At 72.7% G+C, this 10,532-nt stretch carries 10 protein-coding genes; 6 read left to right on the top strand and 4 right to left on the bottom strand.

Annotated features, from left to right (window positions below):
* Positions 1-143: 143 nt before the first annotated feature.
* From ACFXHB_RS40310 to ACFXHB_RS40320, 3 genes are read right to left on the bottom strand one after another with little or no spacing between them, the layout of a single operon-like run.
* Positions 144-1,220, bottom strand: coding sequence for a threonine aldolase family protein (locus ACFXHB_RS40310; RefSeq protein ID WP_380581411.1), 1,077 nt, complete (start codon positions 1,218-1,220; stop codon positions 144-146).
* Positions 1,217-1,963 carry an SDR family NAD(P)-dependent oxidoreductase gene (locus tag ACFXHB_RS40315; protein ID WP_380581379.1) on the bottom strand — a complete coding sequence of 249 codons (747 nt, stop codon included), beginning with the start codon at positions 1,961-1,963 and terminating at the stop codon, positions 1,217-1,219. Before ACFXHB_RS40315 ends, ACFXHB_RS40310 begins: the two co-directional genes overlap by 4 nt.
* The gene (locus ACFXHB_RS40320) at positions 1,960-3,360 is read right to left on the bottom strand and encodes a DUF6421 family protein (protein WP_380581381.1); all 1,401 of its coding nucleotides are present in this window, start codon (positions 3,358-3,360) and stop codon (positions 1,960-1,962) included. The genes ACFXHB_RS40315 and ACFXHB_RS40320 overlap by 4 nt, the downstream gene beginning before the upstream one ends.
* 454 nt (positions 3,361-3,814) lie before the next feature.
* Between ACFXHB_RS40320 and ACFXHB_RS40325 the strand changes: the two genes are divergently transcribed.
* From ACFXHB_RS40325 to ACFXHB_RS40345, 5 genes are all read left to right on the top strand, one after another.
* Positions 3,815-4,687, top strand: a complete 873-nt coding sequence (locus ACFXHB_RS40325) for an ABC transporter substrate-binding protein (RefSeq protein WP_380581383.1) — start codon at positions 3,815-3,817, stop codon at positions 4,685-4,687.
* An 11-nt stretch (positions 4,688-4,698) separates the two neighbouring features.
* Complete coding sequence (locus ACFXHB_RS40330) at positions 4,699-5,619, top strand: amino acid ABC transporter permease (protein WP_380581385.1); 921 nt, start codon at positions 4,699-4,701, stop codon at positions 5,617-5,619.
* Positions 5,616-6,374 (top strand): amino acid ABC transporter ATP-binding protein, encoded by a 759-nt coding sequence (locus ACFXHB_RS40335; RefSeq protein WP_380581387.1) that lies wholly within the window; start codon positions 5,616-5,618, stop codon positions 6,372-6,374. The genes ACFXHB_RS40330 and ACFXHB_RS40335 overlap by 4 nt, the downstream gene beginning before the upstream one ends.
* A gap of 272 nt (positions 6,375-6,646) precedes the next feature.
* On the top strand, positions 6,647-7,210 hold the full coding sequence (locus ACFXHB_RS40340; RefSeq protein WP_380581389.1) for a DUF5134 domain-containing protein: 564 nt from the start codon (positions 6,647-6,649) through the stop codon (positions 7,208-7,210).
* A gap of 132 nt (positions 7,211-7,342) precedes the next feature.
* On the top strand, positions 7,343-8,290 hold the full coding sequence (locus tag ACFXHB_RS40345) for a M56 family metallopeptidase (RefSeq protein ID WP_380581391.1): 948 nt from the start codon (positions 7,343-7,345) through the stop codon (positions 8,288-8,290).
* A 37-nt stretch (positions 8,291-8,327) separates the two neighbouring features.
* Here the strand turns inward: ACFXHB_RS40345 and ACFXHB_RS40350 are convergent, their stop codons facing one another.
* Complete coding sequence (locus tag ACFXHB_RS40350) at positions 8,328-8,765, bottom strand: MarR family winged helix-turn-helix transcriptional regulator (RefSeq protein ID WP_380581393.1); 438 nt, start codon at positions 8,763-8,765, stop codon at positions 8,328-8,330.
* 87 nt (positions 8,766-8,852) lie between these two features.
* Between ACFXHB_RS40350 and ACFXHB_RS40355 the strand changes: the two genes are divergently transcribed.
* The gene (locus ACFXHB_RS40355) at positions 8,853-10,367 is read left to right on the top strand and encodes an MFS transporter (protein ID WP_380581395.1); all 1,515 of its coding nucleotides are present in this window, start codon (positions 8,853-8,855) and stop codon (positions 10,365-10,367) included.
* Positions 10,368-10,532: the final 165 nt, after the last annotated feature.

The raw sequence follows: 10,532 nt of genomic DNA on the forward strand, positions 1-10,532 counted from the left end.
GTTTTCCGGAGATTCATTCGTCCGACTCGCATTCCGCCGCCCCTCTCGGTGCGACTCCGGAACTGTACGGGGACCGGCCCGCCACATGCAAATCGTCCCGCCCCGCTGTCGCGGGACGGGACGATCCACGGTCACCGGTGCCGTCAGGCGCGGCCCATCTCCTCGGCGATGGCGGCCGCGAAGGCGTCGATGTCGGCCTCGGTGGTGTCGTACGAACACATCCAGCGGACCTCGCCGGTGTGCTCGTTCCAGAAGTAGAAGCGGTAACGCTTCTGCAGTCGCTCGCTGACCTCGCGCGGGAGAATCGCGAAGACCGCGTTGGCCTGGACCGGGCGGACCACGGTCACGCCCTCGATCCCGCGGACGGCCGTCTCCAGCCGGCTGGCCATCGCGTTGGCGTGGCCGGCGTTGCGCAGGTAGAGGTCTCCCGCAAGCAGGGCCTCGAACTGGACCGACACGAAGCGCATCTTCGACGCGAGCTGCATCGAGGTCTTGCGCAGGTACTTGATGTTCCGGACCCGCTCGGGGTTCAGGACCACGACGACCTCACCGAAGAGCAGGCCGTTCTTCGTCCCGCCGTAGGAGAGCACGTCCACGCCGACGTCGGTGGTGAAGGCGCGCAGCGGCACGCCGAGCGAGGCGGCCGCGTTGGCGAGGCGGGAGCCGTCCACGTGCACCAGCATGCCGAGCTGGTGGGCGTGGTCCACGATGGCGCGGATCTCCTCCACCGTGTAGAGGGTGCCGAGCTCGGTGCTCTGGGTGATCGAGACCGCGAGCGGCTGCGCGCGGTGCTCGTCGCCGAAGCCCCAGGCCTGCTGGTCGAGCAGCTCCGGGGTGAGCTTGCCGTCGGGGGTGGGGACGGTGAGGAGCTTGATGCCGCCCATCTTCTCGGGCGCGCCGCCCTCGTCCACGTTGATGTGGGCGCTCTCGGCGGCGACCACGGCACCCCAGCGCGGGAGCAGCGCCTGCAGGGCCACGACGTTGGCACCGGTCCCGTTGAAGACGGGGTACGCCTCGGCCTTCTCGCCGAAGTGGCGGCGGAAGACGTCCTGGAGGTGGACCGTGTAGTCGTCCTCGCCGTAGGCGACCTGGTGGCCGCCGTTGGCGAGCGCTATCGCGGCGAGGACCTCGGGGTGCACGCCGGCGTAGTTGTCGCTGGCGAAGCCGCGGACGGCGGGGTCGTGCCGCCGTACCGCGTCGGTCGAGGTCGCTTCGGTCATCGGGCTGTCAGCCACAGGTGCTGTCCGTTCAGTTCTGCCGCGGGGCGGTCCCAGAGGCCCGCGAGGGCGGTGGCGAGGTCGGCGGTGTCCGTGAAGCCGGTGAACTTCGCGTCCGGCTTCTCAGCCCGCATCTCGGGGCTGAGGAGTGCCTTGATCACCAGGATCGCAGCCGCGGCGGTGGGCTCGCCGTCCGCGGCGGTGGTCTCCTTCTTGAAGGAGTCCGCCAGGGCGAGCGTCCAGGCCTCGGTGGCGGCCTTGGCGGCCGCGTAGGCGGCGCCGCCGGCGGTCGGCTTGTGGGCTGCCGCGGCGGAGATCATCGCGTACCGGCCGGACTCGCTGCGGATCAGCGCGGGCTGGAAGGCCAACGAGGTGTGCTGGAGCGTGCGCACCACGGTGTCGTGCAGGAAGTCCCAGTCGTCGATCCGGGTGTCGAAGAACTTCTTGCTGCCGCGCCAGCCGCCGACCAGGTGCAGCAGGCCGTCGACGTGGCCGTGCTCGGCCTCCAGGTGGTCGGCCCAGTCGTGGACCTCCTGCGGGTCGAGCAGGTCGATGACCTGGCCGCTGATCCGCGCGCCGGGGACGGCCGCGCGCACGGTGTCGAGGGCCTTCTCCAACCGCTGGGGGTCGATGTCGGCGCCGATCACGGTGGCGCCGTCGGCCGCGAGGCGGCGCAGCACGGCCTGGCCGGCCGGGCCGCTGGCTCCGGCGACGGCGATGACCTTGCCTTCGAGGTGGGTGCTCACGCGGCGACCTCCTGGAGACCGGCGCCGGTGATGCCGGTGGTGGCGGCGATGACGCCGCCGAGCTTCTTGGCGAGGGCTTCGTAGAACATGCTCAGCGGGAACTCGTCCGGGTGGACCGCGTCGCACAGGGCCTTGTTGAGCGCCTTGCCGTCGGCGGTGTCAAGCGGCAGCGCGTCGGGGCCCTTGGCCCAGGTGGAGGCCGGGTGCGGGGTCAGGTAGCGGGAGACCAGCTGGTAGGCCGCGATCCAGTGCGCCGTCTTCGGGCGGTCGATGCCGTCGCGGTACAGGGTCTCGATCTCGCCGCAGAGCGCGTTGGTGACGTCGGCGACGCGGTCCCAGTCGATGCTCAGGCGGTTGTCGCGCCAGCGCAGCGCGTCGTGCTTGTGCAGGTAGGCGAAGAGCAGCTGGCCGCCCATGCCGTCGTAGTTGCGCACGCGGTCACCGCTGACCGGGAAGCGGAACAGCCGGTCGAACAGGATGGCGTACTGGACGTCGCGGCCCTGGGTGTAGCCCTCGGCCTGCAGCTTCACGGCCTCCTTGAAGGCGGTGAGGTCGCAGCGGAGCTCCTCCAGGCCGTACATCCAGAACGGGCTGCGCTGCTTGATCATGAAGGGGTCGAACGGCAGGTCGCCGTGGCTGTGGGTGCGGTCGTGGACGAGGTCCCACAGGACGAAGGTCTGCTGCGCGCGGTCCTGGTCCTCCAGGAGGCCCTCGGCGTCGGCCGGGATCTCCAGGCCGAGCAGCTGGACGGCGCTGGTGGTGACGGCGCGGAAGCGGGCGGCCTCGCGGTCGCAGAAGATGCCGCCCCAGGTGAAACGGTCCGGCGCCTTGCGCACGGCCACGGTCTCGGGGAAGAGGACGGCGGAGTTGGTGTCGTAGCCGGCCGTGAAGTCGGTGAAGGTGATCGGCACGAACATCGGGTTGTCGAAGCGGGTGCGCTCCAGCTCGGCCAGCCAGTCCGGCCAGACCACGCGCAGCAGGACGGCTTCCAGGTTCCGGTTCGGGTTGCCGTTCTGGGTGTACATCGCGAAGACGACCAGGTGCTCCAGGCCGTCCTCGCGCTGGTCGGCCGGCTGGAAGGCGAGCAGCGAGTCCAGGAAGTCGGGCTCCCGGTAGCCGGTGTCGGCCCACTTGGCCAGGTCCGTGTCGACGGCGGCGAGGTAGGCGGCATCGTGCGGGAACAGCGGGGCGAGCTCCGCGATCGCGCCGCGCACCGTGGCGACCAGCGGGTCGACCGTGTACCGCTGGACGGCGGACAGGTCGATCGAGCCGTCCTTGGACTGCAGCGGGCGCAGGGCCTCGACCGCGTCCTTCAGACGGAGCCAGGCCGGGTGGCCGGCGTGGGTCGAGGCCGGGGCGTCGGCCGCCACAGCGAGCCTTGGCGAAAGATTCTGCATCGTGGACTCACTTCGACAGGAGGTATTTCAACAGGACCACCATAAGTACGACAGGTTCTCCTGTTCAAGGGGGGGTCTGCCGTCAATCCTCCCGGAGCGGGGTGGCGGCACTCGGTGTCCGCTATGTGGACGGGTCCCTGGATGTTCTGGACAGGTGCACCGCGGGGATGCGAACCTCCCGCCATGCTCCCGGCGGTGATCCTGGTGGCCCGACGCCACATCGACCTGCTCCGGGCGTCTTCCCGCTGTCGCGCGCGCGGTCTCCGCCGCTGTCGCTGATCCGGCTCGGGGGGCGCCGCGGACGCGGCCCCGTACGCCGACCATGCCGCCTGTGTTCCGGCGCCGCCACCGGGGGGAAGTGACCCGCCGGGGTGCGTCCGGGCCCGGGGTCCGGCCCGCACCCCGCGCCCTCCACTCCCCCGCACCTTCCGGTCCCTCTCCCAGGAGCCCTGTCATGACCTCCCTGCGCAAGCCGTTCGCCGCCCTGCTGGTCGCCGCCGCCGCGCTGACCGCGTGCGCCCCGCAGGACTCCGCGTCCGACGCGGGCACCGCCGCGAGTGCCTCGGGGGCGGCCGACGGCTGCGCGCCGGGCGCGGCGGCCACCCGTACCGCGGGGACGCTGACGGTCGGCACCGACAAGCCCGCGTACGACCCCTGGTTCACGGACGACACGCCGGAGAACGGCAAGGGCTTCGAGTCGGCGGTGGCGTACGCGGTGGCCGAGAGGCTCGGCTACCCCAAGGAGAAGGTGACCTGGGTGGTCGCGCCGTTCGGCAAGGCGACCACCCCCGGCGCCAAGGACTTCGACTTCGACATCAACCAGGTGTCGATCAGTGCGGAGCGCAAGCAGGCCGTCGACTTCTCCTCCGGCTACTACGACGTGCGGCAGGCGGTGATCGCGCTGAAGAGCTCCAAGGCGGCCGGGGCCCGGAGCGTCGCCGACCTCAAGGGCGCCAAGCTGGGCGCGCAGGTCGGCACCACCAGCCTGGACGTCGTCACCAACACCATCCGGCCGACCGTGCAGCCGGCCGTCTTCGACTCCAACGACCTGGCGAAGGCCGCGCTGAAGAACGGCCAGATCGACGCGCTGGTGGTCGACCTGCCGACGGCCTTCTACATCACCGGCGCCGAGGTGACGGACGCCCAGGTGGTCGGGCAGTTCGAGGGGGCCGCCCAGGGCGAGCAGTTCGGGCTGGTGCTGGACAAGGGTTCCAAGCTCACCGGCTGCGTCACGCGGGCGGTGGACGCCCTGCGGGCCGACGGGACGCTGGCGAAGCTGGAGAAGCAGTGGCTCTCCGACGCCGTCTCCGCCCCCGTCCTGAAGTGAGCGAGGTCCCGATGAGCGCCGAGGCTGGCGCCGGTCTGCGCAAGGACGGCGGCACACCCGGGAGCCGGGACGGTGACCGGGACGACGCCTACCGGCCGTCCGCGCGGCGGCTGGCGCACGAGGCGTACCGGCGCGGCCGCGGCCGCCGCGCCGCGCTGATCGCCGGGACGTCGACCCTGGCGACGGCGGTGGCGCTCTACCTGCTGGTGGTGAACTCCCCCGGCTGGGAGGCCACCCGGAAGGCCTTCTTCAACGCCGAGTACGCCCGCCGGGCGCTGCCGGAGGTGCTCAGGGGCCTGCGGATCAACCTGGAGCTGATGCTCGGCTGCGGGGTGCTGATCCTGGCCTTCGGCCTGCTGCTGGCGGTGCTCCGGACGCTGCGCGGGCCGGTGTTCCTGCCGGTGCGGCTGCTGGCCACGGCGTACGTGGACTTCTTCCTCGGTCTGCCGATGATCATCTGCCTGCTGGTCATGATCACCGGCGTGCCGGCGCTGCGGCTGACCGGCGTGACCACCGATCCGATGCTGCTCGGCGGCGCCGCGCTGGTGCTGACGTACTCCGCGTACGTCTCCGAGGTCTTCCGGGCCGGCATCGACTCGGTGCACCCGAGCCAGCGGGCGGCCGCCCGTTCGCTGGGCCTGAGCAACGCGCAGGCGATGCGGTACGTGGTGCTGCCGCAGGCCGTCCGCCGGGTGGTGCCGCCGCTGCTGAACAATCTGGTCAGCCTGCAGAAGGACACCGGGCTGGTCTCGATCGGCGGGGCGATCGACGCGGTGTACGCGGCGAAGATCATCGCCAGCCGGTCGTTCAACTACACCCCGTACGTGGTGGCCGGACTGGTGTTCATCGTGCTGACCGTCCCGCTCACCCGGTTCACCGACTGGCTGACCCGCCGGATGAACCGCCGTCAGCACCAGGGAGGTGTGGTGTGACGACCAACCCGGTCCTGCGCCTGGAGTCGGTGCGCAAGACCTTCGGCTCCCAGCTGGTGCTGCGCGACGTGGACCTCACCGTGCCCGAGCACTCCGTGACGGCGCTGATCGGCGCCTCCGGCTCCGGCAAGTCGACCCTGATGCGGTGCGCCAACCTGCTGGAGCGGATCGACGACGGCGCGATCTTCCTGGACGGCGAGGAGATCACCGATCCGCGCACCGACGAGGACGCCGTCCGGCGCCGGATCGGCGTGGTGTTCCAGGCGTACAACCTGTTCCCGCACATGACGGTGCTGGAGAACGTCACGCTGGCGCCGCGCCGGGTGCACGGCCGGACCCGGGCCGAGGCCGAGGCCCGGGCGCTGGAGCTGCTGGACCGGCTCGGGCTCGCGGCCAAGGCCCGGGAGTACCCGGACCGGCTCTCCGGCGGGCAGCAGCAACGGGTGGCCATCGTCCGGGCGCTCGCCACCGGCCCCCGGCTGCTGCTGCTCGACGAGATCACCGCCGCGCTCGACCCGGTGCTGGTCGGGGAGGTGCTCGCGGTGGTGCGGGACCTCAAGGAGCAGGGCATGACGATGGTGGTCTCCACCCATGAGATGGGCTTCGCCCGCGAGGTGGCGGACCAGGTGTGCTTCCTGGAGGACGGGGTGGTGCTCGAACAGGGCCCGCCGGAGCAGGTGTTCGGCGAGCCGCGGCACGAGCGGACCAGGCACTTCCTGAGCCGCGTCGTCGCCTCCGGACGGCTGGCCGGGTGAGGCGGCCGGTCAGGTGGGGTGACCGGCCGGACGAAGCCGCGGCCCGGCCGTGCGGCGGACGCGGTGAGGCGCCCGGTGCGCCGAGGCGGCAGCCCGTCGTCCGAACGGCCGGAATCACTCGAACGGAGTAACGCCACTCGGGTGACGGAAGTGCTCCCCGGAGCTTCACTACGGCGGGCACTCCCGTGCGCCCCCGTGCGCGCCCTGCTGCGCGCGGCCCCGATCGGTGATCGTGGACAGTACGCCCGTCCTCGCTCTCCGGGAGGCCGCCGTTGCACGGTCCCGTGCTGGTCAGCTGGCTGCTGGCCGCCCTCACCGCCACGTCCGGCGCCTACTGTCTCAGCCGCCTGGGCCGCGGGCCGTGCGCGGCGGACGCCGGGGCAGGCCGCCTGCACGCCTACGAGTCGGACGCCGCCGAGGCGTTGATGGGGCTGGGAATGGCGGCGATGGCCGTCACCGGGGCCGCCGTCCCGGCCGCGCTCTGGGCCTGGCTGTTCGGATTGCCGGCGCTGGTGTTCCTGCTGGCCGCCGCGCACGGCCGGACCGGGCGGGCCCACCGGCTGCACCACGCGATCGGCGGGCTGGCGATGACGTACATGGCGCTCGTGATGGCCGCCGCGCCCGCGCACGGCCACCACCACGGCGCGAGCGCGGGCGCCCCGCTGCTGACCGGCGCGCTGCTGCTCTACTTCGGCGGCTACACGCTCTGGGCCGGCACCCACCTGCTGGCGGCGCCGGGCGGCCAGGTGACCGTCAGCCCCCGCACCGCCGGGCTGCCCCGGGCCTGCCGACTGGCGATGGGCGTCGGCATGTTCGCCATGCTCCTGACCATGTGAGGCCGTTCCGCGCGGCCCCACGCGTGGCGTTGGTCACTGGGTGGCCGAAAGCCGTTCCACCGGACGCCGTCAGCGCTTAGGTTGGCGGGGAGCGCGCTGTCGCGTTCCGTGCGTACTCGGGGAGCCCATGCCATGACGGCCCTGCTCGGCCTGCTGCTGCTCGGACTGCTGCTCTCGACCGTGGCGCCCCGGCTGCTGGCCCGGGCCCGCTGGGCCGAGCGCGAACCCGTGCTGGCCCTGCTGGTCTGGCAGTGCCTGGTGGTCGCGGTCCTGCTGTGCTGCGCACTGGGCCTGGTGCTGGCCGCCTCGGCCGCGCTGCCCGCGCTGCGGGCGCTGCTCTTCACCGGCGCGCCGCACGGCGTGGAGGCCGCGTACGCGCTCCAGGAGGCCGAGGGCTGGGGCCGGCTCTGTGCCGCGATCCTGGCGGCCGGCGGCGTGCGGACCCTGCTGGCGCTGACCCGCGAGGTCCGGTCGGCGAAGGCCCTCCGCAACCGGCGGCACGCCCACCTGGCCAGCCGGGCACCCGAGTTGCCCGAGTCCATCGAGGCCCAGCGGCGCCGGCGGGAACGGCTGGTGGTGCTGGAGAACCTGCGCCCGGAGGCCTGGTCGTTGCCCGGTCACCACTCCCGACTGGTGGTCACCACCGGGGCCCTCCAGCAGCTGACCGACCGGGAGTTGGCGGCCGTCCTGAGCCACGAGCGCGGACACGTCCGAGCCCGGCACCACTGGCTGTCGCAGTGCGCGCAGGCCCTCGCCTCGGGCTTCCCCGGGGTCGGGGTGTTCAGCGCCTTCCGGGACCAGGTGGGCGAGCTCGTGGAGCTGGCGGCGGACGACCGGGCGGCCCGCCGGCACGGGCGGCACACCACCGCCGTGGCACTGGCCGAACTGAACCTGGGCCGCGGGGTGTTCGGCTCCTGCCCGCCCGGGCTGGCGCAGTCCCCGAAGCGGGTGGACCGGCTGCTGGCCGGGCGGCCCCGACTGCCCGTGACGCACCGGCTGCGGCTCACCCTGGTGGCGCTCGCCGCACCCGCCGTCGTCGTCCTGCTGGCCGCCGCACCGGGGCTCTCGACACTGATCTGAGCCGGTACCCGCGGCTCGACGGACCATTGACGGTCCGTCAGTCCACCCGGCAGCTCCCGGCCGAGCCACCCGCCGCGGCGCCGAGCGTCCGGGCGAGCACCTCGCGATGCAGGGGGCGGGCCTCGGCGTAGCGCCGGCAGCCGGCCTCGGTGAGCGCCACCTGGATGCCGCGCCGGTCGTTGGGGCACATCGCGCGCGTCACCAGCCCGGCCTTCTCCAGCCGGCCGATCAGCCGGGAGAGCGCGCTCTGACTCAGATGGACGGTGTCGGCCAGCTCCTGGACGCGCAGCTGGTGACCGCCGGCGCTGTCGCGCTCCTCGACGAGGCGCTCCAGCACCTCGAACTCGCTCACACCCAGGTCGTACTTCTCGCCCAGCTCACGATCGAGCGCGCAGGTCGTCACGGCATGGCGAGCCAGCAGGTCGCGCCATTCGGCGACCAGGCCGGCCTCCGCCGGGGAGTCGAGTTCAGCCACTCGACCACGGTACCACATGCACAGGCAACTTATGTGTTCGCATTTAATTCACTTGCATTGAATGCACGTGCATGTAGTGTCCAGCCCATGACCACCGCGACCGTCACCGCAACCGACGACCCGTCATCCGGCGGGCCGAGCTGGACCCCCCGCCTCTGGGGCACCCTGATCGTCCTCTGTGCCGCGATGTTCCTGGACGCCCTCGACGTCTCCATGGTCGGCGTCGCCCTCCCGTCCATCGGCTCCGAGCTCCACCTCTCCACCTCCACGCTGCAGTGGGTGGTCTCCGGCTACGTCCTCGGCTACGGCGGCCTGTTGCTGCTCGGCGGGCGCGCCGCCGACCTGCTCGGCCGCCGCCGGGTCTTCCTGGTCGCCCTCGGCGTGTTCGCCGGCGCCTCGCTGCTCGGCGGCCTGGTCGACGACGGCGGCCTGCTGATCGCCGCCCGCTTCCTCAAGGGCGTCAGCGCGGCCTTCACCGCGCCCGCCGGCCTGTCCATCATCACCACCACGTTCGCCGAGGGCCCGGCCCGCAACCGGGCGCTGTCGATCTACACCACCTGCGGCGCCAGCGGCTTCTCGCTCGGCCTGGTGCTCAGCGGCCTGCTCACCTCGGTCGGCTGGCGCTGGACCTTCCTGATGCCCGTCCCGGTCGCCCTGCTGGCCCTGCTCTTCGCGATCCGGCTGCTCCCCCGCCCCGCCGAGGAGCGGGCCAAGGGCGGCTACGACGTCCTCGGCGCGATCACCGGCACGCTCACCGTACTGCTGCTGGTGTTCACCGTCACCGAGGCACAGGGCGCCGGCTGGCTGAGCCCGCGCACCCTCGGCTCGCTCGCCGTGGTCGTCGCCCTGGCCGCCGCGTTCCTCGTGATCGAGAGCCGCACCGCGCACCCGCTGGTCCGGCTCGGCATCTTCCGCAACGGCTCGGTCGCCCGGGCCAACGTGATCGCCTTCACCATGACCGGCGCCTACGGCGGCTTCCAGTTCGTGGTCACGCTCTACCTGCAGCACCTGCTCGGCTGGTCCGCCCTGCAGATGGCGCTCGGGCTGCTCCCGGCCGGTGCCTTCATCGCGCTGTCGGCCCCGTTCATGGGCCCGATCGTGGACCGCTTCGGGACCGGCCGGCTGCTGCCGATCGGCCTGTTCTCGCTGGCCGCCGCGTTCGCGCTGTTCCTGCGGCTGGACGAGCACAGCTCGTACCTCACCCTGGTGCTGCCCTCGATGATCCTGCTGGGCGTCGGCTTCGCGCTGGCCTTCCCCTCGGTGAACATCGCCGCCACCGACGGCGTGGCCGACGAGGAGCAGGGCCTGGCCTCCGGACTGGTCAACACCGCGATCCAGGTCGGGACGGCCGTGGTGCTCGCCGGGGCCACCGCGATGATCACCGCGGGCAGCGGCGGCGGGGACAGCGCCCGCGCCCAGTTGGACGGCTACCGCCCCGCCCTGGTCCTGGTCACCGCGATCGCGGTGCTGGGCTTCCTGATCGCCACCGCGGGCGCCGTGCTCGACCGGCGGAAGAAGACGACTCCGGTATCCGTCGCGGACTATGACGATCCATCCGTCGACCCGGCCGACCGGCGGGACGAGGTCCTGGCCAGGAGCTGACCCACCCGGGCCACCCCGCCCTCCTCCGGATCCGCCCCTCGTCGCCGGGCGCGGGGCGGCGCCCCCAAACCCCCCGGGGGGGGGGGGCGGCGCCCCCCGACCAGCCCAAGGCCGCGGGCCCCCCCCCGGGGCGGGTGCGCCGGTCGGCCGCGCGGGGCGCCCCGA

Origin of the sequence: Kitasatospora sp. NPDC059327 (assembly GCF_042752535.1) — a bacterium.
GTDB lineage: Bacteria > Actinomycetota > Actinomycetes > Streptomycetales > Streptomycetaceae > Kitasatospora.